Source organism: Streptomyces sp. NPDC000878 (assembly GCF_053599695.1).
In genome coordinates this window covers 338,630-363,858 of sequence record NZ_JBSFMT010000001.1, presented here as the reverse complement: position 1 = coordinate 363,858, position 25,229 = coordinate 338,630, and the positions used below count along the sequence as shown (strand labels likewise).

General features: G+C 69.2%; 21 protein-coding genes and 5 tRNA genes. 12 read left to right on the top strand and 14 right to left on the bottom strand.

Going from position 1 to position 25,229, the window contains the following annotated elements; all coding sequences use genetic code 11:
* Positions 1-359 precede the first annotated feature (359 nt).
* Entirely contained in the window at positions 360-1,001 is a 642-nt protein-coding gene (locus ACWDR4_RS01500; RefSeq protein ID WP_450402395.1) for a MerR family transcriptional regulator, read from the top strand.
* Positions 1,002-1,056: 55 nt separating this feature from the next.
* Here the strand turns inward: ACWDR4_RS01500 and ACWDR4_RS01495 are convergent.
* The 9 genes from ACWDR4_RS01495 to ACWDR4_RS01455 form a co-directional block, all read right to left on the bottom strand.
* Positions 1,057-1,129, bottom strand: a tRNA-Glu gene (locus ACWDR4_RS01495).
* A gap of 44 nt (positions 1,130-1,173) precedes the next feature.
* Positions 1,174-1,245: transfer RNA gene (locus ACWDR4_RS01490), tRNA-Gln, on the bottom strand.
* Positions 1,246-1,265: 20 nt separating this feature from the next.
* Positions 1,266-1,338 (bottom strand) — tRNA-Glu (locus ACWDR4_RS01485).
* Positions 1,339-1,400: 62 nt separating this feature from the next.
* Positions 1,401-1,473: transfer RNA gene (locus ACWDR4_RS01480), tRNA-Glu, on the bottom strand.
* A 49-nt stretch (positions 1,474-1,522) separates the two neighbouring features.
* Positions 1,523-1,594, bottom strand: a tRNA-Gln gene (locus tag ACWDR4_RS01475).
* Positions 1,595-1,685: 91 nt separating this feature from the next.
* Positions 1,686-2,417: an HAD family hydrolase gene (locus tag ACWDR4_RS01470; protein WP_450402392.1), complete on the bottom strand. Its 732-nt coding sequence runs from the start codon at positions 2,415-2,417 to the stop codon at positions 1,686-1,688.
* Between the two features lie 69 nt (positions 2,418-2,486).
* The gene (gene gltX / locus ACWDR4_RS01465; protein ID WP_450402390.1) at positions 2,487-3,971 is read right to left on the bottom strand and encodes a glutamate--tRNA ligase; all 1,485 of its coding nucleotides are present in this window, start codon (positions 3,969-3,971) and stop codon (positions 2,487-2,489) included.
* Positions 3,964-4,740 carry a fumarylacetoacetate hydrolase family protein gene (locus ACWDR4_RS01460; protein ID WP_450402388.1) on the bottom strand — a complete coding sequence of 259 codons (777 nt, stop codon included), beginning with the start codon at positions 4,738-4,740 and terminating at the stop codon, positions 3,964-3,966. Before ACWDR4_RS01460 ends, gltX begins: the two co-directional genes overlap by 8 nt.
* A 200-nt stretch (positions 4,741-4,940) precedes the next feature.
* Positions 4,941-5,129 (bottom strand): hypothetical protein, encoded by a 189-nt coding sequence (locus tag ACWDR4_RS01455; RefSeq protein WP_450402387.1) that lies wholly within the window; start codon positions 5,127-5,129, stop codon positions 4,941-4,943.
* Positions 5,130-5,738: 609 nt separating this feature from the next.
* Here ACWDR4_RS01455 and ACWDR4_RS01450 point away from each other — a divergent pair.
* The 8 genes from ACWDR4_RS01450 to ACWDR4_RS01415 all read left to right on the top strand — a co-directional run bounded on the left by ACWDR4_RS01450 (position 5,739) and on the right by ACWDR4_RS01415 (position 16,550).
* Complete coding sequence (locus ACWDR4_RS01450) at positions 5,739-9,656, top strand: nitrate- and nitrite sensing domain-containing protein (RefSeq protein WP_450402384.1); 3,918 nt, start codon at positions 5,739-5,741, stop codon at positions 9,654-9,656.
* Between the two features lie 9 nt (positions 9,657-9,665).
* Positions 9,666-10,079 (top strand): roadblock/LC7 domain-containing protein, encoded by a 414-nt coding sequence (locus ACWDR4_RS01445; RefSeq protein ID WP_044471908.1) that lies wholly within the window; start codon positions 9,666-9,668, stop codon positions 10,077-10,079.
* A gap of 108 nt (positions 10,080-10,187) precedes the next feature.
* Complete coding sequence (locus tag ACWDR4_RS01440; protein WP_450402383.1) at positions 10,188-10,586, top strand: DUF742 domain-containing protein; 399 nt, start codon at positions 10,188-10,190, stop codon at positions 10,584-10,586.
* Complete coding sequence (locus ACWDR4_RS01435; RefSeq protein WP_006375318.1) at positions 10,567-11,142, top strand: GTP-binding protein; 576 nt, start codon at positions 10,567-10,569, stop codon at positions 11,140-11,142. Before ACWDR4_RS01440 ends, ACWDR4_RS01435 begins: the two co-directional genes overlap by 20 nt.
* Before the next feature lie 378 nt (positions 11,143-11,520).
* Positions 11,521-14,874, top strand: a complete 3,354-nt coding sequence (locus ACWDR4_RS01430; RefSeq protein WP_450402380.1) for a nitrate- and nitrite sensing domain-containing protein — start codon at positions 11,521-11,523, stop codon at positions 14,872-14,874.
* A gap of 10 nt (positions 14,875-14,884) precedes the next feature.
* Positions 14,885-15,298 carry a roadblock/LC7 domain-containing protein gene (locus ACWDR4_RS01425; protein WP_005479603.1) on the top strand — a complete coding sequence of 138 codons (414 nt, stop codon included), beginning with the start codon at positions 14,885-14,887 and terminating at the stop codon, positions 15,296-15,298.
* Positions 15,299-15,394: 96 nt separating this feature from the next.
* The gene (locus ACWDR4_RS01420) at positions 15,395-15,988 is read left to right on the top strand and encodes a DUF742 domain-containing protein (protein ID WP_450402378.1); all 594 of its coding nucleotides are present in this window, start codon (positions 15,395-15,397) and stop codon (positions 15,986-15,988) included.
* Positions 15,969-16,550, top strand: a complete 582-nt coding sequence (locus tag ACWDR4_RS01415) for a GTP-binding protein (protein WP_026248371.1) — start codon at positions 15,969-15,971, stop codon at positions 16,548-16,550. The genes ACWDR4_RS01420 and ACWDR4_RS01415 overlap by 20 nt, the downstream gene beginning before the upstream one ends.
* A 212-nt stretch (positions 16,551-16,762) precedes the next feature.
* Here ACWDR4_RS01415 and ACWDR4_RS01410 read toward each other — a convergent pair whose 3' ends face one another.
* Complete coding sequence (locus tag ACWDR4_RS01410; protein ID WP_405822595.1) at positions 16,763-16,951, bottom strand: acyl-CoA carboxylase subunit epsilon; 189 nt, start codon at positions 16,949-16,951, stop codon at positions 16,763-16,765.
* 70 nt (positions 16,952-17,021) lie between these two features.
* A complete protein-coding gene (locus ACWDR4_RS01405) occupies positions 17,022-18,629 on the bottom strand; it encodes an acyl-CoA carboxylase subunit beta (RefSeq protein WP_450402375.1) in 1,608 nt (535 codons plus the stop codon).
* A gap of 312 nt (positions 18,630-18,941) precedes the next feature.
* Between ACWDR4_RS01405 and ACWDR4_RS01400 the strand changes: the two genes are divergently transcribed.
* Positions 18,942-19,550, top strand: coding sequence for a YceI family protein (locus tag ACWDR4_RS01400; protein WP_450402372.1), 609 nt, complete (start codon positions 18,942-18,944; stop codon positions 19,548-19,550).
* A 98-nt stretch (positions 19,551-19,648) separates the two neighbouring features.
* Here the strand turns inward: ACWDR4_RS01400 and ACWDR4_RS01395 are convergent, their stop codons facing one another.
* Together ACWDR4_RS01395 and ACWDR4_RS01390 are read right to left on the bottom strand one after the other, a co-directional pair.
* Entirely contained in the window at positions 19,649-20,266 is a 618-nt protein-coding gene (locus tag ACWDR4_RS01395; RefSeq protein WP_450402369.1) for a YdeI/OmpD-associated family protein, read from the bottom strand.
* Between the two features lie 54 nt (positions 20,267-20,320).
* A complete protein-coding gene (locus ACWDR4_RS01390) occupies positions 20,321-21,805 on the bottom strand; it encodes an ATP-binding protein (RefSeq protein WP_450402366.1) in 1,485 nt (494 codons plus the stop codon).
* A 1,094-nt stretch (positions 21,806-22,899) separates the two neighbouring features.
* Here ACWDR4_RS01390 and ACWDR4_RS01385 point away from each other — a divergent pair.
* Together ACWDR4_RS01385 and ACWDR4_RS01380 are read left to right on the top strand one after the other, a co-directional pair.
* A complete protein-coding gene (locus ACWDR4_RS01385) occupies positions 22,900-23,397 on the top strand; it encodes an N-acetyltransferase (RefSeq protein WP_450402364.1) in 498 nt (165 codons plus the stop codon).
* A gap of 231 nt (positions 23,398-23,628) precedes the next feature.
* Positions 23,629-24,414: a serine protease gene (locus ACWDR4_RS01380; protein ID WP_450402362.1), complete on the top strand. Its 786-nt coding sequence runs from the start codon at positions 23,629-23,631 to the stop codon at positions 24,412-24,414.
* A 458-nt stretch (positions 24,415-24,872) separates the two neighbouring features.
* Here the strand turns inward: ACWDR4_RS01380 and ACWDR4_RS01375 are convergent, their stop codons facing one another.
* Positions 24,873-25,181, bottom strand: a complete 309-nt coding sequence (locus ACWDR4_RS01375; RefSeq protein WP_450402361.1) for a hypothetical protein — start codon at positions 25,179-25,181, stop codon at positions 24,873-24,875.
* Between the last annotated feature and the right edge of the window lie 48 nt (positions 25,182-25,229).

Sequence of the window (25,229 nt, the reverse complement as noted above, 5' to 3'; positions counted from 1 at the left end):
ACACCCCGAACGGTCTTGGGCGCACTGGTCCCCGGCGTACTCGACCCCGGGGCGGCGACACGCATCCTGTGCGTGGTCCGGGCCCGGGAGGCCCCCGCGGCCGGAGGCCGCTGATGGACACAGCCCTGTGCGACCTGGCCAAGTAGGTACGGCCAGAGGCGACGGGGAGGGGCTGAACCATCCTCTGGTGGAGCAGGGGCCCCGCACGCTGACGCCGTACCCGGTGTCCCAGGTCGCACGACCACGTTAGCCCGATCAGCCCAGGGGATCGCAAGCCCGCAAGCGGACGATCACACGATCGAGCGAATCCGACCACCGCGTGCTTGGATCGTGCCGTTGTCCGAGGAAAGGCGCAAGGGATGCGGCTGGCGGAGTTGAGCGAGCGCAGCGGTGTGTCCACCGCGACCATCAAGTACTACCTGCGCGAAGGCCTGTTGGCGCCTGGCCGGCAGATCAACACGACGACCTCGGAGTACGACGAGGGCCATCTGCGCCGACTGCGTCTGGTGCGCGCGCTGATCCAGGTGGGCCGTATCCCCGTCGCCACCGCCCGTGAGGTGCTCGGCCATGTCGACGACGAGTCCCTGGGCCGTACGATCCGCCTGGGCGCGGCCCTGTGGGCGTTGCCGCAGGGCACCGAGCCGGACGAGGAGGACCCGGCGGTGGTCGCCGCCCGCCGGGAGGTGGACCGGCTGCTGACGAGCCTCGGCTGGGAGACCGCGCGTGAGCTGAGCCCCCTCTCCCCCGTGCACCGCTCGCTGGTGGTGGCGGTGGCCGCGCTGATCCGGCTGGGCTATCCCTGGGACGCCGAACTGATGGCGCCGTACGCGGAGTTGATGCACCAGGTGGCGAGACGGGACCTGGACTACCTGGAGACGCACGCGTCGGACGCGGAGCGGGTGGAGACGGCGGTCGCGGCGACAGTGCTGTTCGAGCCGGTGCTCACCGCACTGCACCGGCTGGCCCAGGAGGAGGAGTCGGCACGGCGGTACGGGCTGTAGGCAGGGGAAATGCAGAGTGGCCCCCCGCCGAAGCGGGGGGCCACCTGCACTGACGTACCCCCGACCGGATTCGAACCGGCGCTACTGCCGTGAGAGGGCAGCGTGCTAGGCCGCTACACAACGGGGGCGTGGATCTTGCAGGCGATTAGAACGACACCACCGCAGATCCGAGCTGGTCTACCTGGACTCGAACCAAGAATGACGGTACCAGAAACCGTAGTGTTGCCAATTACACCATAGACCAAGGCACTTCAAGGTAAAGCGTACCCCCGACCGGATTCGAACCGGCGCTACTGCCGTGAGAGGGCAGCGTGCTAGGCCGCTACACAACGGGGGCCCTAGCGATCCTGCATGAGAGTCAGTGGGTGCGACCCTGGCTGACCCTCCGGGAAGGATCTGTACCCCCGACCGGATTCGAACCGGCGCTACTGCCGTGAGAGGGCAGCGTGCTAGGCCGCTACACAACGGGGGCCTGTGTGGATTCTGATCTCCACGGGTGCAGATTTGAAGCAATCTGCGAGCTGGCCTACCTGGACTCGAACCAAGACTAACGGAACCAGAAACCGTCGTGCTGCCAATTACACCATAGGCCACTGGAACGCCAGCCCCTGCGGAGCTTTTGTTCTAGCTTGCACCTCCGGTTCCCGGCCTTTCGGCCCGCTCTCCGGCGGCGCAGGAAGAACATTACCCGAAGGTGGACGGCGCTCCAAAACGGGTATCGGCGCCGAGGAGCGCGGGGAGTTCGGCGAGCGAGGCGATCCGGTGCGGGCCTTCGGGGGCCTGCTCCGCGCCGACGAGGCCGTCGCGGTCGATCCACACGGACAGCATTCCGGCGTCGACGGCACCCCGTCCGTCGATCTCCGGGTGGTCGCCGACGTACGCCACCTGCTCCGGAGGCAGGTCCAGGGCGGCGCAGGCCGCGTGGAAGGCCTGGGCGTCCGGTTTGTGGACGCCCAGCTCGGCCGCGCACAGGACGGACTCGAAGCGGTCGCGGACGCCGAGCACGCGCAGCTTGCGGTCCTGTACGCGGATGCTGGAGTTGGAGAGGACCCCGTGCCGGTGGCTGGTGGCGAGGAGGTCGAGGACGGGCAGCACGTCCGGGAAGAGCGCCCAGGCGGCCTCGTAATGCCCGATGTAGCGGTCGAACCAGGCGTCGGCCTCGGCGTCGGTCAGCTCCTCGCCCAGGAACATCCGCACCCGCTCCCGGCGCTGCCCCAGGAAGTCGATCTCCCCCGCCGCGAACCGCGCCCACTGCCGGTCGGTGACCTCCCGCCAGCGCACGAGAGCCTGCTCGACGGTCGCGTACGCATCGAGCAGCCCCTCGGCCACGAGCTGCTCCCGCATACCGGCGCGATCCGCCGCGGTGTAGTCGAAGATCGTGTCGTCGATGTCCCAGACCACAGCGCGGATCGTCATGACACCGACGGTACCGGCAGACGCCGGAGGGCGGCGCCCCGACCGGGTGCCGCCCTCCCAGCTGCCGTACTACGCCGCCAGCTTCGCCAGTGCCGCGTCGATCCGTGTCAGCGTCTTCTGCTTGCCCAGGACTTCCAGGGACTCGAAGAGGGGCAGGCCGATCGTGCGGCCGGTGACGGCTACGCGGACCGGGGCCTGGGCCTTGCCGAGCTTGAGGCCGTGGGCCACGCCTGCGGCCAGGACGGCCTCCTTCAGGGACTCGGGGGACGTCCAGTCGGCCGCCTCCAGCTTCTCCCTCGCCGTGATCAGGAGCGCGTCGCTGCCTTCCTTCATCGCCTTCGTCCAGGACGCCTCGTCGGTGGCCGGCTCCGGGAGGAACAGGAAGTCGACGTTGTCCGTGATCTCCGAGAGGACCTTCAGGCGGGTCTGGGCGTGCGGGGCGATCGCCTGCCACTTCGCCTCGTCGAAGTCCTCCGGCGACCAGGGCGCGAAGGGCGCCTGGAGCCAGGGTGCGCAGCGCTCCGTGAAGTCCTTCACGTCCAGCAGCCGGATGTGGTCGGCGTTGATCGCCTCGCACTTCTTCAGGTCGAAGCGGGCCGGGTTGGGGTTGACGTCCGTCACGTCGAAGGCGGCGACCATCTCGTCGATCGTGAAGACGTCCTGGTCGGCCGAGAGCGACCAGCCGAGGAGGGAGAGGTAGTTGAGGAGTCCCTCGGGGAGGAAGCCGCGCTCCCGGTAGAGGTTCAGGGACGACTCGGGGTCGCGCTTCGAGAGCTTCTTGTTGCCCTCGCCCATCACGTACGGCAGGTGGCCGAAGGAGGGGATCTGCTTCGCGATGCCCAGCTCGATCAGCGCCTTGTACAGGGCGACCTGCCGCGGCGTCGACGACAGCAGGTCCTCGCCTCGCAGGACGTGCGTGATCTCCATCAGCGCGTCGTCGACCGGGTTCACGAGCGTGTAGAGCGGGGCTCCGTTGGCTCGTACGATCCCGTAGTCCGGAACGTTCTCCGGGAGGTACGTGATCTCGCCGCGGACCAGGTCCGTGAAGGTGATCGTCTCGTCGGGCATCCGGAAGCGGACGATCGGTGTGCGGCCCTCGGCGGTGTACGCGGACACCTGCTCGTCGGTCAGGGCGCGGCAGTGGCCGTCGTACCCAGAAGGCTTGCCGGCCGCGCGGGCGGCGTCGCGGCGGGTGTCCAGCTCCTCCGTGGAGCAGTAGCAGTAGTACGCGTGGCCCGCTTCCAGGAGCTTGGCCGCCACGTCCTTGTAGGTGTCCATGCGCTGCGACTGGCGGTACGGCGCGTGCGGGCCGCCGATCTCGGGGCCCTCGTCCCAGTCGAAGCCCAGCCAGCGCAGCGAGGACAGCAGCTGCTCGTACGACTCCTCCGAGTCGCGGGCCGCGTCGGTGTCCTCGATGCGGAAGACGAACGTGCCGCCGGTGTGGCGGGCGTAGGCCCAGTTGAACAGGGCCGTACGGACCAGGCCCACGTGGGGGTTACCGGTGGGCGACGGGCAGAACCGTACTCGGACGGCGGGGGCGGGTGCGCTAGCCACGCTTGACAACCTTGTTGGTGAGAGTGCCGATGCCTTCGATGGTGACGGCGACCTCGTCGCCGACGGTGAGCGGTCCGACGCCTGCCGGGGTGCCCGTGAGGATCACGTCGCCGGGGAGCAGCGTCATGGCCTCGGTGATGTTGACGATCAGGTCCTCGATGGAGTGGATCATCTCGCTGGTGCGGCCCAGTTGGCGCTGTTGGCCGTTGACCGTGAGCTGGATCGTGAGGTCGGAGGGGTCGAGGTCCGTCTCCACCCAGGGGCCGAGGGGGCAGCTGGTGTCGAAGCCCTTCGCCCGCGCCCACTGCTTCTCGCGCTTCTGGACGTCCCGCGCGGTGATGTCGTTGGCGCAGGTGTAGCCGAGGATGACGTCCTTGACGCGCTCGCGCGGGACCTCGCGGCACATCCGGCTGATGACCACGGCGAGTTCGGCCTCGTGGTGCAGTTCCTCGGTGAAGGAGGGGTACTGGATGTCGTCGCCGGAGCCGATCACCGAGGTGGACGGCTTGAAGAAGGCGAACGGGGCGTCGGGCACCTCGTTGCCCAGTTCCCGCGCGTGCTCCGCGTAGTTGCGGCCGTAGGCGACGACCTTGTTGGGGAGCACCGGCGGCAGCAGCCGGACCTTGTCGAGGGGGACCTTCGTGCCGGAGAGTTCGAAGTCGGCGAACGGGATGCCCTTGATGATGTCGAGGACTAGTTCGTCCGGCTTGTCGCCCTCGACCGCGCCGAAGGCGACGTTCCCGTCGATGGAGAATCTGGCGATGCGCACGGGATTCCTGCGCCCCTCTGCTGGTCCGGCTGGAGTCTGACGCTCCAGGCTAACGCGCCGTGGACGGGCGCCTCGCGCAATAAGGCGAGGGCGCCCGTGACCTTCGTACCGCCGGAAAGCGGGTACGAGGGGCAGAGGCGCCCTTGACACACAGGCATTCACAGGGGCCGCCCTGAACAACCGGGCGGCGCTCGTGCGTACTACTCGGCGACGGAGGCCGCGACCGGGGCTTCCATGAGGATGGTGCGGCGGGGGTTGGCGGTCTGGGTGGGGAGGTCTACGGCGTGTTCCGGCTGCTCGACGGGCGTCAGTTCGTCGGCGTCCGTGAGGTGGGCCAGCGTCGTGCGCCGCGGGTTTGCGATGTTGCGGAACATCGTCGTCGTCTTCACTGTTGTAGTCCTCGACCCTGTCGTGTCCGGGCGCTCGGCGGGGCGGAGAGCCGTCGGCCGTGCGCGGGTTGTCGGATTTGCCATCCCTGTAAAGCGTCAGGCTAAACATCCGATTCCCTGGGTAAGTCACGGAGACCCCTTGAACGGCGTGTGAGTTTGCTCACGAGCCCATGGGCAAACCGGTCAATTCAGGCCTCCAGCGTCCCCCTACGAAACGGACATTGCTTCACTGAAGCCCTCATTCCGCTCCTGATCATGGCGACCTGGACACCACGACTATCCATGCGACTCGTGGAATTTGGTCCGTTATGCAACGGATCGCTCCACACGCCTCGTGACGCACCGCTCACAAGGCGTCATCGTCGTCACACCGTGACCCATTGGCCTTGTTGGAGATCCGGCACTGTGCTGGAATTCCACGGACCGCCGCGGGATACGAGCCGGCGCACAGGGGGCGCGAAGCAGCGCCGAGCGGCGGCACGTAAGGGGGAACCAGCGCCGGGTTACTCAACGACCACCATGGGGGGCGTATTTCAGGGCGCCCCCTATACGCCGACACCGTCCGTCCGTTCACGCGGAGGGGCGCCTGGTCCAGAGGTTGCGACGCTAGTGCAGGGACGTTTCAAGAGGGATGGCAGCGCTTCGGCGGAGCCGGAGCCACACAACGGAGCCGGTAACGGTTCCTCCCCCCAGCACGCCCAGAACCCGGGCCAGGCAGCTCTGACCGGCGACAACGGCGAGCGGTCGACGCGCCTCGGCAGTGGCGCGCCCGGCGGACCGGGCGGACCCGGCGGCAAGGGCGCGGTCACCGGCCCTCCCGCGCCCGCCGCGCCACCGGTGAAGCCCGCCAAGGGACCGAGCGGCCCCGGTACGCGAATAGCTCTGCGCAACTGGCGTATCTCGACCCGTCTGGTCTCGCTGCTCGCGCTCCCCGTGGTCGCCGCGACCTCGCTCGGTGCGCTGCGCATCAGCGACAACATGGACGACATCCAGCAGCTCGACAACATGCGGCTGCTGACCGACATCACCAAGCAGGCGACCGAGCTGTCCGCCGCGCTCCAGGAGGAACGCGACCAGTCGGCCGGTCCCCTCGCCCACGGCGCGCCCGCCAACGACTACAGCGTCAAGGGCGTACGCGAGAAGACCGACCGGGCCCTCGCCAACTTCATCGACGGTGCCGAGGAGATCGACACCGCCAGCAAGAGCGGCAACCTGGAAGGCGTCCGCGACAGCCTGGTGGGTCTCGTCGGTGAGCTGGCGAACCTCAGCGAGATCCGCAGCAGCGCCTACGAGGACCGGGACAACTCGACGCAGACGGTCGAGTCCTACCACCGGCTCGTCACCCAGCTGCTCGACCTCTCCCAGGACATGGCCGAGGCGACCAGCAACCCCGAGATGATCACGCGCACCCGCTCCCTGGCCGCCTTCTCCTCGGCCAAGGAGTACGCGTCCATCCAGCGCGCGGTCATCGCGGCGGCGCTGCCCGAGGACAACAAGACGGTCGGCGACCTCTCGGAGAACGACCGGCTCTACGCCGACTCGGCGCTGAGCAGCCAGGACTCCGAACTCCGGAGCTTCAAGAGCATCTACGGCAACGGCGCGGAGGAGCTTCTCCAGTCGATCGACGAGGGCAACCCGACGATCACCGCGGCCGACCTCTACGCCAAGCGCATCCTGCAGAGCAGGGACGGCATCCAGGGGCTGCAGAAGCGCTCCTACAAGGACTGGATCGACGACGACTCGGCCAAGATCCTGCAGATGAAGAAGATCGAGCTGACGCTGCTCAACGAGATGGAGCAGAAGGCTCGTGAACTGCGCAACGAGGCCGAGCAGGAAGCGATCGTCTCCGGTGCGCTGATCCTCCTCGTCCTCGGTGTCTCGCTGGTCGGCGCGTTCGTCGTCGCCCGGTCCATGATCCGCTCGCTGCGCCGGCTCCAGGACACCGCGACCAAGGTCGCCCAGGACCGGCTGCCCGAGCTGGTCAAGCAGCTGTCGGAGTCGGACCCGCAGGACGTCGACACCTCCGTCGAGTCGGTCGGTGTGCACTCCCGGGACGAGATCGGCCAGGTGGCCGCGGCCTTCGACGACGTGCACCGCGAGGCCGTCCGCCTCGCCGCCGAGCAGGCCCTCCTGCGAGGCAACGTCAACGCGATGTTCACCAACCTCTCGCGCCGCTCCCAGGGCCTCATCCAGCGTCAGCTCTCGCTCATCTCCGAACTGGAGTCCCGCGAGGCCGACCCGGACCAGCTGTCCTCCCTCTTCAAGCTCGACCACCTCGCGACCCGTATGCGCCGGAACGGCGAGAACCTCCTCGTCCTCGCCGGTGAGGAGCCAGGCCGCCGCTGGACCCGTCCGGTCCCGCTGGTCGACGTGCTCCGCGCCGCCGCCTCCGAGGTGGAGCAGTACGAGCGCATCGAACTGTCGTCCGTGCCGACCACCGAAGTGGCCGGCCGGGTCGTCAACGACCTCGTGCACCTGCTCGCCGAGCTGCTGGAGAACGCCACGTCGTTCTCCTCCCCGCAGACCAAGGTCAAGGTCACCGGTCACGCGCTGCCCGACGGCCGCGTCCTGATCGAGATCCACGACACCGGCATCGGCCTCTCGCCCGAGGACCTCGCGGCGATCAACGAGCGGCTCGCCGCACCGCCCACCGTGGACGTGTCGGTCTCCCGCCGCATGGGTCTGTTCGTGGTCGGCCGCCTCTCGCAGCGCCACGGCATCCGGATCCAGCTGCGGCCCTCCGACTCCGGTGGTACGACCGCGCTGGTCATGCTCCCCGTCGATGTCGCCCAGGGCGGCAAGAAGCCCGCTCCGGGCAAGCCCGGCCAGGGTGCTCCCGCGGGCGGTCCCGCCGCCGCGCAGGCCGCCGCCGGTGTGGCCGCGGCCCGCCGGGGCGCCGGCCAGGGTGCTCCCGCCGGTGGCGGACTCCTCGGCGCCGGTGGTGCTCCGCGCGGTCAGGTCGGCTCCGGCCAGGGACCGCGGGCCGCGCTGCCCGGCCGGGACGCGGGCGGTCGCCCGGGTGGACCGGGCGGAGCGCCGCGTGGACCGCAGGGTCCGGGCGCCCCTCAGCAGGGCGGCAGGCCGGCTCCGGCCGGTGCGGGTGCGGGCGGTCTGAGCGGCTTCGGCGGCCAGGCGCCGGGTGCTCCGCAGGGCATGCAGGCCGCCGGTGGCTTCGGCGACGTTCCGGGCGCGCGGCAGGGCCAGGACGCCTTCGGCAACAACACCTCACGTCAGGACGGCTTCGGCGGCTCGCGTGGCCCCGTACCCCCGCAGCGCCCGGAAGGCCAGGGCGGCGGTCGCCGTCCGCAGCTTTCGCCGCGTGGCGGTGCGGCGCGTCCGGAGCTGCCCGGCGGCAACGGCAACGCGCCGTCGCGGCCGAGCTGGAGCGACGAGAACGCGCAGCCCCCGGTGCCGCGTGCCTCGCTGGACACCCCGCGCGGTCACGAGGAGCCGGACTCCACCTCGCGGATGCCACGCATCGACAGCCGCCAGGACCCGGCCGCGACCTCGGAGATGCCGGCGCTTCCGCGCATCGACGATCTCCAGAACCCGGCCGCCACCTCCGAGTTCGCCCGCCCCGACTTCAACGCCCCGCGTCCGGGCGGTCCTTCGGACACCGGTCAGTTCGCCGGCCCCGGCTTCGGCCCCGCCGACACCAACGGCCAGCAGAACACCGGGTCGTTCGTCCGCTCGGACGTCTTCGGCACCCCGCCCGGCGGCCAGCAGAGCCCGCAGAACCCGTCGCACAACGGGCAGTTCACCCCGCCCTCGTACGACAACGGTTCCACGGGCCAGTTCCCCGCGCCGACCGGGTACGACTCCGGCTCGACCGGCCAGTTCCCCGCGCCGCCGGCCCCCTTCGACAGCCGGGGTCCGGTGCCGCGCCGCCAGCAGGACCCGTCGTCCACCGGCCAGTTCGAGCGCCCGCAGCCGGGCGCAGGGCGTGGCCCCGGCGACCTCGGCGGCTCACGTCCGCCGGTCCCGCCGCGCCCGCCGCAGCCGGAGGCACTGCCGCCGGCCGGCCCCGGTGACGGACGGACGCCGCTGTACGACACCCTGGAGACCAACTGGTTCCACGGGCAGGGTCAGCAGGGCGGCCGACCGCAGACCAACGGCAACGGCGTCAGCAGCAACGGCGTCAGCAATGGCAACGGGAACGGTTCGGCTCCCTCGCAGCCGTCCTCCGCGCCGACTCCCCCGCGTCCGGCGACCGCGCCGACCGCGACCAGCTCCTGGCGCAGCTCGCCCAACGACGAGCTGATCCGGCAGGCCGAGCGCGTCCGCCAGCCGGCCGCCGGTGGCGTCACGACTTCCGGCCTTCCGCGCCGGGTCCCGCGTGCGAACCTCGTACCGGGTACGGCTCAGCAGCAACAGCACCAAAGCGGTCCTGCGGTCTCACGCGCGCCCGATGACGTGCGCGGCCGGCTGACCAATCTCCGTAGGGGCATCGCCCAGGGTCGGCAGGCCGGTACCGGCTCCGACCAGACGGGCAGCTTCCCCAGCCCCACTCACCAGCAGGAGCGTTAGTTGAGCCAGATGAGCCAGGCGGCACAAAACCTCAACTGGTTGATAACCAACTTCGTGGACAACACCCCGGGTGTGTCCCACACCGTCGTCGTGTCCGCCGACGGTCTCCTTCTGGCGATGTCGGAAGGCTTCCCGCGGGACCGCGCCGACCAGCTCGCCGCCGTCGCCTCCGGGCTCACCTCGCTCACCGCGGGTGCCTCGCGCATCTTCGAGGGCGGCACGGTGGCCCAGACGGTCGTCGAGATGGAGCGGGGTTTCCTCTTCCTCATGTCCGTCTCGGACGGATCGTCTCTGGCGGTCCTCTCCCACCCGGACTGCGACATCGGCCTTGTCGGCTACGAGATGGCGCTCCTGGTCGACCGGGCGGGCGCAGTGCTCACCCCGGACCTGCGCGCCGAACTACAGGGCAGTCTGCTCCACTGACCGCTCCGGATCCACCCGTCTCACCAAAACACCGTCCGGCCGACACAATCCCCCCACCGGCCATGTCAGACGGCACGACTGACCGACGCTGTCCCGCCCGGAGGATTCATGACCCCGCCCACCGCCTCTCACGATCCGTACGCTCATACGTACGAGGACGAGGGCGACCAGCCGCTGGTACGGCCCTACGCCATGACCGGCGGCCGGACCCGGCCGCGCTACCAGCTCGCCATCGAGGCCCTGATCAGCACCACGGCCGACCCGGCGGCGCTCATGGGACTGCTCCCCGAGCACCAGCGCATCTGCCATCTGTGCCGTGAGGTCAAGTCGGTGGCAGAGGTGTCTGCGCTCCTCACCATGCCGCTCGGCGTGGCCCGCATCCTGGTCGCGGACCTCGCCGAGGCCGGACTGGTCGCCATCCACCAGCCGGGCGGCGACGAGAACAACGGCGGTGCACCAGCGGTGACACTGCTCGAAAGGGTGCTCAGTGGACTTCGCAAGCTCTGACGGGGGCCGGGCGACCACCTCCGCGAAGATCGTGGTCGCGGGTGGCTTCGGCGTCGGCAAGACCACGTTCGTGGGCGCCGTCTCGGAGATCAACCCGCTGCGTACCGAGGCCGTGATGACGTCCGCCTCGGCGGGCATCGACGACCTCACCCACACCGGGGACAAGACCACCACCACGGTGGCCATGGACTTCGGCCGTATCACCCTGGACCAGGACCTGATCCTGTACCTCTTCGGTACGCCGGGCCAGGACCGTTTCTGGTTCATGTGGGACGACCTGGTGCGCGGCGCGATCGGCGCCGTGGTCCTGGTCGACACCCGCCGGCTCGCGGACTGTTTTCCCGCGGTCGACTATTTCGAGAACAGCGGCCTGCCGTTCGTCATCGCCCTCAACGGCTTCGACGGGCACCAGCCGTACAACCCCGAAGAGGTGCGTGAGGCGCTCCAGATCGGCCCGGACGCGCCGATCATCACGACGGACGCCCGGCACCGCTCGGATGCCAAGAGTGCGCTGATCACGCTGGTCGAGCACGCGCTCATGGCGCGCCTTCGGTAACCAAGTCAACGATGCCGTACGGCAGTTGTCGTAGATACACCGGAGCCGACTGTGGCCTTTGACACGGTCGGCCCCGGTGTTCATAACGTTTCGACAGAGATATCTGGTGGTACGGCCACGCGTCGCGGTCACCTGGTCTCGCTGTGCTCACATCGGCCCCGCCTTTTGGCGGGGCTCGTTCTTTATGACCGTTTTATCTGGGGCTTACATCACTACGGATCTTCGCATTCCACTGTTTGGAAGAGCGAAGGCTGACGTGCTGGAATGCCTGAACTGCCTAATAGTCAAAGACGTACCCCCACCGGGGGTCTTTGACTTACCGGCTCTGAGAGACTGCGGCACAACGTTGGTGCCTTCCGCCGAGAGGTTGTTGGTCGAGTGAGGCGAAGCAAGAACGGTCCCGAGCCGTCGGCCCGGGGCAACTTCACCCCGCCGCCGCGCGGAGCGGCGCCCGCCCCTGTGCCCGGCTCGGAGCCGATGGCGCCACCCGCTCCGAGCGGCAGCCGTTTCTCCCCGCGCAACTGGCGCGTGCCGACCAGGCTGAACGCGATTCTGCTCATACCCGTGGTGGTCGGCCTCGTCATGGGCGGCTTCCAGGTGAAGAGTTCGATCGACACCTGGCAGGAGGCCGAGGACGCGGAGAAGACCGCGCGCCTCGTGCAGGCCGCCCTGGTCTACGGCGACGCGCTCTTCCAGGAGCGCGACATCACCGCGGCGCCCCTGCTCCAGGGCAAGGGCCAGGACGACGCGACGGTAGTGAAGGCCCGCGCGGCCACCGACAAGGCCGCCGACGCCTTCGACACCGCCGCGCAGAGCATCCCGGACAAGCCGAGCGTCGAGCGCCGACTGAAGCTGTTCCGCGAGGTCGAGCCCCAGCTGGAGCAGGTCCGCGCGGCGGCCTACACCTCGAAGCTCACCGGTGTGCAGTCCGAGGAGAGCTACACCGCCATCACGCACACGCTGATGGAGTTCTCCAACGAGCTGGGCCTGGGCACGGGCAACATCACCGCCTACGGCCGGACCGTGTACGCGATCTCGCTCACCAAGGCCTCCGTGTCGCTGGAGCGTTCCATCGGTATGCACCTGCTGATCAAGCCGGGCCCCGACCAGAGCAGCTTCCAGGCCCAGCGCATCGCGCTCTCCTCGTACGCGTACCTGGAGCGGATCGCCATCGCGGAGTACATCGCGGGCGGTACCGCCGAGGACGCCAAGAAGCTGGAGGACGCGACCGCCCAGGTCACGGCCACCGGCAAGGAGATGGCCGAGCAGGCCGCTCAGGCCGCCGCGGCCAAGGGCGAGACGTATGTCGCGCCGCCGGCCGACCCCACCAAGATGATCTCGTCCCTGGCCGCGCTCCCCTCGACCGAGGCCAGTGCCCGCGCCCAGCTCGCGGCGAGCGGCGTCACGCCCCAGAACTGGTGGGCGGTCAACACGCTGAAGTACAACGCGTACCTCAAGCTGGAGTCGGACCTCTCCAAGTCCGCGGTGGCCGAGGCGTCCAGCATCTCCGACGACGCCAAGCAGGACGCGATCATCGTGGGTGCGGCCGTCGTGGTCGCCCTGCTCGCCGCGTTCATCCTGGCCGGCATGGTCGCCCGCCAGATGAGCCGCGCGATGCGCCAGCTGCGCAACGCCGCCTTCGGTATCGCCGAGCAGCGCCTGCCGATGCTGGTCGACCAGCTCTCGCGCACCGACCCCGGTCGCGTCGACACCCGGGTCGCCGCCATCCCCATCAACACCACGGACGAGATCGGCGAGGTCGCCCGCGCCTTCGACCAGGTCCACCGCGAGGCGGTCCGACTGGCCGCCGAGCAGGCCCTGCTGCGGGGCAACATCAACGCGATCTTCACCAACCTGTCGCGCCGCAACCAGTCCCTGATCGAGGGCCAGCTGACCCTGATCACCGACCTGGAGAACAACGAGGCCGACCCGGACCAGCTGGAGAACCTCTTCCGCCTGGACCACCTCGCGACCCGTATGCGCCGCAACGGCGAGAACCTCCTGGTCCTCGCCGGCGAGGAGCCGGGCCGCCGCTGGGACCAGCCGGTCCCGCTGGTCGACGTCCTGCGCGCCGCCTCCTCCGAGGTGGAGCAGTACGAGCGCATCGAGCTGTCGGGCGTACCGGAGGCCGAGATCCACGGCCGCGCGGTCACCGACCTCGTGCACCTGCTGGCGGAGCTGCTGGAGAACGCCACGACCTTCTCGTCTCCCCAGACGAAGGTCCGCGTCACGGCGACCCGTCTTCCCGACGGCCGCATCATGGTCGAGATCCACGACAAGGGCATCGGCCTCACCGCCGAGGACTTCGCGGACATCAACCACAAGCTGGCCAACCCGCCGACCGTGGACGCCGCGATCTCCCAGCGCATGGGCCTGTTCGTGGTCGGCCGGCTGTCCGACCGGCACGGCATCCGCGTCCAGCTCCGCCCCTCGGGCGAGCAGGCCGGTACGACCTCGCTGGTCATGCTCCCGGACGCCATCACCCACGGTGGCGGTGGCGAGCAGCAGCTGCAGCGCGACGAGTTCACCGTCTCGCAGATCATCCCGGAGCAGCAGCCGCAGCAGCAGCAGTACATCGGCGAGAGCTTCGGAGCCGTCCAGCAGCAGCCGATGCGTACGGCGGCCGAGCTGGGCTTCGACGACAGCCGCTACACCGAGGTCCCGGACGACATACGCGAGCTGGACCCCGTCGGCCGCTCCCTGATGCGCGAGGAGCGCCGGGCGCAGCTGGAGGCCCAGACGCCGCCCCGCGAGCCGGGCAGCCCGGAGGCCGGCGAGGTCCCCGCGTACGGCGACGACTTCTCCGCGGCGCCGAACGGCCGGACCCCGGCCCTGGAGGAGCCCTTCACGGGCTACGACCAGCAGACGGCGTACGAGGAGCAGCAGCCGTCGTACGAGGAGCCGTACTACAACGGGGGCAACGGCTTCCCGCAGACGGACGACTTCACCTCGGCCGGCAGCGACTACCCGTCGACGAACGGCGGCTACCCGTCCGCGAACGGCACCGGCGGCTACCCGGAGCCCTCGTACCCGGAGCCCGGCCAGGAAGAGCCCGCACCGGCGCACGCCTCCGCCCCGGAGAGCTTCTCGGCCTTCGAGGAGCGGCGCTACCAGGATGACTGGCCGCAGCCGGACGGTTACCAGAACGGGCACCGCGCCGAGTACGCTCCGGAAACGGAGTCCGCGCAGGCCGCTGACGTGAGTGAGCGGAATCACGTAGGCTTCGAGCGTCCGGGACCGGCCCCCTCCGCCCCGCATGCGTTGACCGATGCCGGGCTCCCCCGCCGTGGATCCACCGCGAGCGGCACCAGCAACGGCACCTCCCGGCAGCACGTGGGCCAGGAGACTCCGGCGCCGGCCCCCGCGCCCGCGGAGCAGAACGGCAGTACGAACGGCAACGCGAACGGCAACGGAACCGGTCCCGACGACTGGCGCTCGGCCAACGACGAGCGCTGGCAGCAGGCGTCACAGCTCCGCAAGCCCAAGGCGGGCGGGGTAACCTCCTCCGGCCTGCCGCGCCGGGTACCGAAGGCCAACCTGATCGAGGGTGCCGCGGAAGCGACTCCCCAGGGCGGTCCGTCGGTCTCCCGCGCTCCCGAGGACATCCGGGGCAGGTTGAGCAACCTGCGCCAGGGCGTCCAGCGGGGACGCACCGCAGGTAGTGACACGAACGGCCAGGCCACCAGGAATCACCACGGTGGGCCTGACAGCACCTACAACCAGGAGCGTTAGTGTGAGCCCGATGAGCCAGGCGGCGCAGAACCTGAACTGGTTGATCACCAACTTCGTGGACAACACCCCTGGGGTGTCCCACACGGTGGTGGTCTCCGCCGACGGACTCCTTCTGGCGATGTCCGAAGGTTTTCCGCGAGACCGTGCGGACCAGCTCGCCGCTGTCGCCTCCGGTCTGACCTCCCTCACCGCGGGTGCCTCGCGCATCTTCGAGGGCGGCAGCGTGAACCAGACAGTTGTGGAGATGGAGCGGGGATTCCTCTTCATCATGTCCGTCTCCGACGGTTCCTCGCTCGCGGTCCTCGCACATCCGGAGGCCGACATCGGTCTCATTGGGTACGAGATGGCACTTCTGGTCGACCGTGCCGGTACGGTCCTGACACCCGATCTGCGTGCGGAGCTCCAAGGGAGCCTTCTCAACTAGCAGTCAGACGGTGCGTTTTGGCGTCCCGGGACGGTAGGTTTCGGACGCGGCGCCACAGTGATGCGGTGCCCGGCACAGTCGGAGGAGGAGAAGAAAGTGGCAACACCCCCAGGCGGTTCGTCCTCGGGCAACTGGTCGTACGGCCCTGGCCAGGGTCAGGGCCAGGGTCAGGGTGACCAGAACCGGTACAACTTCCCCTCCGCACCGAGCCACCGTCGGCAGCAGCCGTACGCGCCCCAGAACCCGCAGGGTCCCGGGCCGTCGCCGTACGACCAGCCGCCGGCGCCGCGCATCCAGCCTGTACAGCCGCAGCGGCGCTCCCCCGAACCGTCGCCCGCGGGGGGTGCCAGCAATCCGCTGGTACGCCCCTACGCGATGACCGGCGGCCGTACCCGGCCGCGTTACCAGCTCGCCATCGAGGCGCTGGTGCACACCACTGCGCAGCCGCACCAGATGCAGGGCCAGTTGCCCGAGCATCAGCGGATCTGCAACCTCTGCCGAGAGATCAAGTCGGTGGCCGAAATCTCGGCGTTGCTGACCATCCCCCTCGGCGTGGCCAGGATCCTCGTCGCCGACTTGGCGGAGGCAGGCCTGGTCGCCATTCATCAGCCCGGCGGCGACGAGAACGCCGGCGGCCAGCCAGACGTGACTTTGCTCGAAAGGGTGCTCAGTGGACTTCGCAAGCTCTAGCGGAGGGCCTTCCCGCTCCACCACGTCCGCGAAAATCGTGGTGGCGGGCGGCTTCGGCGTGGGCAAGACCACGTTCGTCGGGGCCGTCTCGGAGATCAATCCGCTGCGTACCGAGGCCGTGATGACGTCCGCGTCCGCGGGTATCGACGACCTCACGCACACGGGGGACAAGACCACCACGACGGTGGCAATGGACTTCGGCCGTATCACCCTGGACCAGGACCTGATCCTGTACCTCTTCGGTACGCCCGGCCAGGACCGCTTCTGGTTCATGTGGGACGACCTGGTGCGGGGCGCGATCGGCGCGATCGTCCTCGTTGACACGAGGCGCCTCGCTGACTGCTTCCCGGCGGTCGACTACTTCGAGAACTCGGGGCTTCCCTTTGTGATCGCCCTGAACGGATTCGACGGCAACCAGCCGTACAACCCGGACGAGGTCCGGGAGGCGCTCCAGATCGGCCCGGACACGCCGATCATCACGACGGACGCGCGGCATCGGGCGGACGCGAAGAGCGCGCTCATCACGCTTGTGGAGCACGCGCTGATGGCGCGCCTGCGGTAGTAGGTGGTTTTCGGCTACTGGGCTGCCACGGACGGTTGTACGCCGTCTGCGGCAGCCCAGTAGCTTGTCGCGCAGTTCCCCGCGCCCCCAAAGACGGGGCTGCGCCCCTGTCTTTAGGCTTCCCCCCACCGGCCCGCAGCCGACGCGCACACGAAAGGGCCCCCTCCCGCACCGCGGAAGGGGGCCCTTTCACAACCCAGGTTCAAGAAGGCTCAGTGCCAGCTGTGCGGCGCGCGGAAGCCACCCTCGCGCTCCAGGCGGCGCCAGCCGGCCTTCGGGCGCCGGTGGGCCACAGGCGCCACCGGGGCTGCTGCCGCGCGGGCCAGGAGGATCGCCGTGATGGCGGCGACTTCCTCGGGCTCGGCATGGCCCTTCTCGACGCGAATGTCAGAGGTGTTCATAGGTCACAGTCTCCGTGAGAGAGGTTTCCGCGGATGGACCGCGAAGGATCCGCTGGGTTACCGAGCGGGATCACTGCGGGGGGTTGCCGTGCTTTCGCGAGGGCAGATCGGCGTGCTTGGTGTGCAGCATCGCGAGCGACCTGATGAGTACCGAACGGGTCTCGGCCGGGTCGATGACGTCGTCGACCAGTCCGCGCTCGGCGGCGTAGTAGGGGTGCATCAGCTCGGACTTGTACTCCTTGACCATCCGAGCCCTCATCGCCTCGGAGTCCTCGGCGTCCGCGATCTGACGGCGGAAGATGACGTTGGCGGCACCTTCGGCGCCCATCACGGCGATCTCGTTCGTCGGCCAGGCATAGGTGAGGTCGGCGCCGATGGACTGGCTGTCCATGACGATGTACGCGCCTCCGTACGCCTTGCGCAGGATCAGCGAGATCCTCGGAACGGTCGCGTTGCAGTAGGCGTAGAGCAGCTTCGCGCCGTGCCGGATGATTCCGCCGTGCTCCTGGTCGACGCCCGGCAGGAAGCCGGGGACATCCAGCAGCGTGACGATCGGGATGTTAAAAGCGTCGCACATCTGGACAAACCGTGCAGCTTTTTCCGACGCCTCGATGTCCAGGACCCCGGCGAGGCTCTGCGGCTGGTTGGCGACGATGCCGACGACCTGGCCGTCCAGCCGGCCAAGCGCGCAGATGATGTTGCGGGCCCAACGCTCGTGGATCTCCAGGTAGTCGCCGTCGTCGACGATCTCCTCGATGACCTTGGCCATGTCGTACGGCCGGTTGCCGTCGGCGGGAACGAGGTCCAGCAGGATCTCGCTGCGCCGGTCGGCCGGGTCCTCGGACGCGACGCGCGGCGGGTTCTCGCGGTTGTTCTGCGGGAGCATCGCGAGGAGGTAGCGGACCTCGGCGATGCAGGTCTCCTCGTCGTCGTACGCGAAGTGCGCGACGCCGCTCGTCTCGGCGTGCACGTCGGCGCCGCCGAGGCCGTTCTGGGTGATCTCCTCGCCGGTGACCGCCTTGACGACGTCCGGTCCGGTGATGAACATCTGCGAGGTCTCGCGGACCATGAAGACGAAGTCGGTGAGGGCGGGGCTGTAGGCCGCGCCGCCCGCACACGGGCCGAGCATCACGCTGATCTGCGGGATGACCCCCGAAGCCCTGGTGTTGCGCTGGAAGATGCCGCCGTACCCGGCGAGGGCACTGACACCTTCCTGGATACGGGCACCCGCACCGTCGTTGAGCGAGACGAGCGGAGCCCCGGCCGCGATGGCCATGTCCATGATCTTGTGGATCTTCGTGGCGTGAGCCTCACCGAGCGCGCCGCCGAAGATGCGGAAGTCATGGGCGTACACGAAGACCGTACGGCCCTCCACCGTGCCCCAGCCGGTGATGACACCGTCGGTGAACGGCCTCTTGGCCTCCAGGCCGAAGCCGGTCGCGCGGTGCCGGCGCAGCTGCTCGACCTCGTTGAAGGAGTCCGGGTCGAGGAGCAGTTCGATGCGCTCCCGGGCGGTCAGCTTGCCCTTGGCGTGCTGCGCCTCGGTGGCCTTCTCGCTGGGGCCGGCCAGAGCCCGCGCACGGATCTCGTGCAGCTCGGCCACGCGCCCGCGTGCGTCCGTCGGCTCTCCTGTCGGCTCGCCCGCGGACCCACCCTGCGCCTCGTCGATAAAGGTCATGTAGTGACCTTACGAAGTCGAGCAAGAAAACCGGGCCGTCGACTCCGTACAGTCTCCGGCGCGTTTTCCTGGTACCCCTGAACAGAACAACGTCGGCATGCAGCCGACCCGACTGCTCAGGGGGCGTTCGGGTTGTAGGAGTCGCACAAAGCTGTCGAGGCAACGCCCCTGTCACGCCGAGCGAGACCACGGCACTTGGAGTAACGTCGCGAACACGCCACGGATGATGTTGAACATTGAACGGAATAGGACTACGGTTCCTTTCGTTGGATTGATTCAAGCTTCAACAACCCGTCCCCCAAGGAGCACGTCATGGGTATCTTCGGCCGCAAGACCACCGACGACGACACCGCCACGGCCACCGGAGTCGTGACCCCGGAGCTCGCCGCGTTGACCGGCGACTACACGATCGACCCGTCGCACACGACCATCGGCTTCGTCGCCCGGCACGCCATGGTGACGAACGTCAAGGGCAGCTTCCAGGAGTTCGAGGGCACCCTGCACCTCGACGGCACCAACCCCGCCAACTCGACGGCGTCCCTCGACATCAAGATGGACAGCATCGAGACCGGCTCCGCCGACCGCGACGGCCACCTCAAGAGCGCGGACTTCTTCAAAACGGACGAGTTCCCGACGATGACGTTCCGCTCCACCAAGGCAGAGGCCCTGGGCGGCGACGACTACCGCATCACCGGCGACCTGGAGATCCTCGGCACCACCAAGGAGATCTCCATCGACCTGGAGTTCAACGGCGCGGCGAAGGACCCGTTCGGCAACGAGCGCGTGGGCTTCGAGGGCAAGGCGGAGATCCTGCGCTCGGAGTGGGGCCTTACGTGGAACGCGGCCCTGGAGACGGGTGGCGTGCTGGTGTCGGACAAGATCAAGCTGAACTTCGACATCTCGGCGATCAGGAACGCGTGACGCGACGCGCAAGTCCGCGTGCGACTCCGCCTGTAATTCCGCGCGAGACTTCGGGCGGGCGGGCGGAGGCGCGGCGGTGCCGGTGACCCGGCGGCCACTCAGAGCCGGGACCCTGCCGCCCCCTCCGCCAGCCTGACGACGGCCGCCGCGAGGCGCGCGGCCCGGGTGTCCGGCGTACGTGCGGTAAGCAGCGGCAGGAGCGCTTCCTGGTACCGCCCCGACCTGCCGAGCGCCTCGAAGGCCGCCTTGGCGCGGGGCTCGCGCTCCAGTGCGGCGACGAGGTCGTCCGGGACGGAGGCGTCCCGCTGGGACTCGTACGCCGCCTCCCACCGCCCGTCCGCCTTGGCGGCGTCGACCTCCGCGAGGCCACCGGGCCGCATGAGCCCGGCCGCCACCAGCTCCGCCACCCGCCGCACATTGACCATCGACCACGCGCTGCCCCGCCGGCGCGGGGTGATCTTCTGCAGGAAGTACGAGCCGTTGAGCCGCCTGCGCTGACCGGTGATCCACCCATGACAGAGGGCCACGTCATTGACGTCGACAAAGTCGACGGAGACCAGCCCCGCCCCCTTCTTCGCGACCTTCACCCAGAGGGCGGAGGGCTGCGGGGCGGGGTGGGCGGCGAGCCAGGCGTCGAGGGCGGGGGCGTCGGCGAAGGTCATGACCGGTATGCCGTTCAGTACGTCGTCCCGCTCGTCGGTGTCGGGGGTAGTCATGGGGACACGGTAGGAAGAAATTAGGCCAGATACTGTCCTAAGAGGCCGCCCGACTCACTCACCCGAGTACAGCCGCGCCAGATCCACCAGCACCACCTCCCCCCGCCTCTCCGCAGCCCGCAGATCCCCGGTGAACCCTGCCCCGCTGTAGCAGGCGAGCCGTACGGCGGACGTGTCGACCCCGCGATCCGCCAGCAGCCGTTCGGCCTGCCGCAGGCGCTCAAGGTGCCCCGTCCCCATCACCTGGTCCCACTTGGCCTCACCCAGGGACAGCAGTACGCCGTTGTCCTGGCCCACCGCACCGCGTACGACCACGTCGATCTCGTGGCTGGTACGGGCCGTCCGGTCGGGGACCGTCCCGTACGAGACGTCGATGGGCATGCCGCCGAAGGTGTCCGGCGCCGCGAAGTGGGCCACCCACTCCCGGCAGACCTGTTCGAAGTGCGGGCCGACGACGGCGGAGAGGAAGCGGGGCCGGGCGGTCTCCCAGACGTGCTCGGCCATCCCCCGGTCCAGCAGGGCGAGCTTGGGCCGGGAGACGGCGTGGTCGAAGGCGATGAGCGGCTCGCCCACTCGGTAGACGCTGCGGTTCCCTCGGAACGCGTCCGTCTCCCTCCGTACGAGTCCACAGTCCTGGAGGACGGTCAGAGGGTGTGTGATGTCGCTGATAGGCCGCTCCAGGCAGCCGGCGATCCGGCCCGCCGTGCCGTTTCCGGAGGCCAGGGCGGCGAGGACGGAGTGGTAGAGGGCGCGGTCCCGCAGGTCCGACTCGTCGGCGAGGAGATAACGGGCCTCTCGGTAGAGCGGGGAGCGCGGGGACAGCGCCGTACGGCAGACCCAGGCGTCGAAGTCGGCCAGGTCGACGGGGACGTCGTCGCGGACGAACTCCCTTCGGTAGGCGGGGGTTCCGCCGACGACGCTGTGTACAAGGAGCGCCAGGCGGTGGTCGTCGATGCCCCAGAAAGCGGCGGCCTGCCTGAAGTCGAGGGGATGGACGACGAGTTCGAGCCCGGCCCGGCCGCGCAGGGGTGACGTACCGCTGAGCAGCTTGCCCATGAACGAGAGCGAGCTGCCGCAGAGGAGAAGCCTGGTACGGGAGTTGAGGCGCTCCGGTCGGCGTGGTCCGTAGGCGACTTGAATGATGGAGGGGAGGGCGGGGGTGGCCCGGGCCAGGTACGGGAACTCGTCGATGACGACGGGGAGGGGGCGTTCCGCGCCGAGTGCGAGCAGGGCATCGATCGCCTGTTCCCAGCGGTCGAAGCGCATGGGGGCGACAGTGCCGGTGTACTGGCCCAGTTCCTCACCGAAGCGGCGGAGCGACTCGGCCTCGGTCGCCTCGTACGCACAGAAGTAGAAACCGCCGGCGGCACGGGCGAGCGAGTCGAGGAGAAAGGACTTGCCCTGGCGGCGACGCCCGGAGACCACGGCCAGGGTGGCTTCCGGGCCGGTGTCGGACGCGAAGGCCGTCAGTTCGCTCCACTCCCGGTCACGGTCGAACATGTCTGCCGGTTTGGGCAGTTCACGGGTCGGGCGGGGCATGGTCGGCCTCCACCAGGATCACTTAGGGAAATACGTTTCCCGGAAGTACGTTTCCCTTAACTGCCTCGGCGCGGGATCGGTCACGGCAGCCGACGAGAGAGCAACTGGTCCGGCCTCCCCCGATCTCCCTCTCCCCTTGCGCGACGGCGGGCCATGATGAGGACGAACGCGAAGAGTCGGGGGGCTGTGTAGTGGGACGGGCGGAATCGGTGGGCAACGGAGACCACTACGACTTTCGGGGTAGCACCTTCCACGGCCCCGTCACCGGACGGGCCGAGCACGGTCGCGGCGCGGGCTTCACCACCATGTCCGCGCTCCCTGCTCCTCCGACGGCCTTCACCGGTCGTGAGCAGCACGTCAGGGCTCTGTTGGACGTACTCGATCCTGACAACACGGAAACCCGTACAGACGCCGTGTTGATCTCGGCGGTGGGTGGGCTCGGCGGTGTGGGCAAGACCGCGCTGGCTCTGCACGTTGCGCACGCCGCACGTGCTCGCTTCCCCGGAGGAACACTCTTCGTCGACATGCGGGGCTACGACGACGCTCCTACGGGCCCGTCCTCACCGTCTCCCCAGCTCCTGGGCCGCCTTCCTCGACCGGGCCTAGCCTTCCAGCGGCTGCACGCTGGTGGACCGCGGTGCTGCGGCTGCTCCGCCCGACCGATCCCGAACCACTTCACCGGCTGCCCCCGGTGCCGTATGAACGGGAAGGTGAACGTGAGTATGGACGACACCGAATGGGTCATCGTCACCTCCTGCGAAAACCTTCCAAGGCGCCCCGGGCCACTTGCCGCCCTGCGCGCTTGACTGCGGGAACGCGGGATCGACTGGATGCCGTTCGTGCCGGACGAGGTTCGGTACGACCTGGCGTGCGCGCCGGGGGCCGATGGGCATTGGCGCGGATGGTTCACCGTGTACGTGGGGGCGGACGCGTTGCGCACCCTCGGGCTTCAGCCCGGGCGGTCGGCCGCGCCCGCTGACGGATTCTCGCCGCCCGCGTGGTGGCACGCCGCCGGGGAGCGATACGGCCGGCGGTGGCCTGTTCCCCCCGGATAACCCGATGCGAGGCGCCTGCCGGGGCATTAGCCTCCGGTCATGACCTGGCTCCCCCGCGACTTCGTCCACCCGCTGCACGTCGACGTGCCCGGCGGGTATCACCTGCGGCCGATTCGTGGGGCCGATGCCGCCCTCGACTACCCGACCGTCATGGGTTCGCGCGAGCGGCTGTGGGGCATCTTCGGGGAGGCCTGGGGGTGGCCGGCCGCCTCCATCACGTACGAGGCCAATCTGGCCGATCTGGAGCGGCACGCCGCCGAGATCGACGCCCATGAGTCGTTCAACTACGTGCTGCTCAATGGCGATGAGTCCGTGGAGCTCGGGTGTGTGTACATCGATCCGCCCGAGAAGGCCGGGGCCGATGCCGAGGTCTCCTGGTGGGTTGTGGACAGTGCCGTGGGGGGTGCGGTCGAGCAGGCGCTCGATGAGCTTGTGCCTCGGTGGATCGGCGATGAGTGGCCCTTCGTGCGGCCTCGGTTCATCGGGCGTGATCTGTCCTGGGCGGAGTGGCTGCGGCTGCCCGACGCCGGTGCGTAGCCCCGGCCCGGCCCGGTGACCCGATAGACGTGGCCCGATAGACGTGGCTCGATCGATATGGCTCGATAGGTGCGGCCGGATTTCGCCCCTTGTGGGCACGCTCACAGCGTTCCCATAATCCTTCAACAGATTTTGACCAGCTCATGCCATCAAGCGCACGAGTTCTTTCTGTTTATTTGGCATGAGCCTGACATTTCTGCGTATGTCCAACCCCCCACGGAAGGCATCACGTTGAAGAAGCTCATCACCGCGCTCAAGAGAACGGTCGCCGCCGGCGCCGCCGCGCTCGCGATCATCAGCCTTCAGCCCCTCTCCTCCGCCCAGGCCGCTCCCGCGCCCGTCGTCGGTGGAACCCGCGCCGCGCAGGGCGAGTTCCCGTTCATGGTCCGGCTCTCGATGGGCTGTGGCGGCTCGCTGCTCACCCAGCAGATCGTGCTCACCGCCGCGCACTGTGTGAGCGGCACCGGCGCCAACACCAGCATCACGGCGACCGCCGGTGTCGTGGACCTCCAGTCGACCACCGGCCGGGTCCAGGTCAGGTCCACGTACGTGTACCGGGCCCCCGGCTACAACGGCAACGGCAAGGACTGGGCGCTCATCAAGCTCGCCTCGCCCATCACCACCCAGTCCACCCTGAAGATCGCCACCACCACGGCCTACAACACCGGCACCTTCACCGTCGCCGGGTGGGGTTCGGCCTCCGAGGGTGGCGCCCAGCAGCGGTACATGCTCAAGGCGACCGTGCCGTTCGTGAGCGACGCCACCTGCCGGTCCTACAGCGGCTACAGCGGACTTGTCGCGGCTGACGAGATCTGCGCGGGCTACGCGTCCGGCGGCGTGGACACCTGCCAGGGTGACTCCGGCGGTCCGATGTTCCGCCGGGACAGCGCCAACGAGTGGGTCCAGGTCGGCATCGTCAGCTGGGGTATCGGCTGTGCCCGGGCCAACGCGCCCGGTGTCTACTCCGAGGTCTCGACCTTCGCCTCGGCGATCACCGCGGCAGCGGCGACTCTCTGATCACGGATCACTGACGTACACCGTCGTATTCGCGTACGACGGCCACGGGTCCGGCGCTCTCCAGCGCCGGGCCCGTGCCTGTACGTCGTGGGGGCGCGCGTTGCCGGAGTTGATCGCCCCCGCCGCCCTTACCCGTCCCATCCCTGGGGGCTGCCGCCCCCAGACCCCCGCTTCGGCCTGAACGGCCTCGTCCTCAAACGCCGGACGGGCTGGAGGGTGCCGGCCGGGGGTGGGTGGGGAAAAGCTCGCGCTGAACGCGCTCGTCCTCAAACGCCGGACGGGCTGGAATGCCCCGGCCGGCGCGGAAGAGGCGCCGCCTGTGCTGCGGAAGCGGCGGGGGTGGGTGGGAAATCGTGGGCTGGACGCGGTCGTCCTCAAACGCCGGACGGGCTGAAATGCCCCCGCCGGGCTGGAGGGTGCCGGACGGGCTGGAATGCCCAGCCCGTCCGGCGTCTTGTTCAGCGGGAGTAGCGCATCAACGCTCGGACCATGTGGCAGGTCGTGTCCGACGGTGGGTGGATGCCGACCAGGGCCGCCGCGCTGCGGATCGTTTCGTTGCGGGCCTGGTTCGGCATGTAGACGCCCGAGTCGAGCAGGGCGATGGCCAACCGCATCGCCTTGAGGCGGCGGTTGTGGGTGACGTACCACTCGCGGGGGCGGCCCGGCGGCAGCGGGCGCTTCTCCACGGGGGCGTACGGCAGTTCGAGCAGGACCCCCCTCCTGGCGGTGGACTGAGTGGGCGACGGCTTGAGAGCGGCAGCGGGCACAGGCATCCTCCTGTCGCGGTCAGAGTGGCACCGGAACTCCCGGCGACA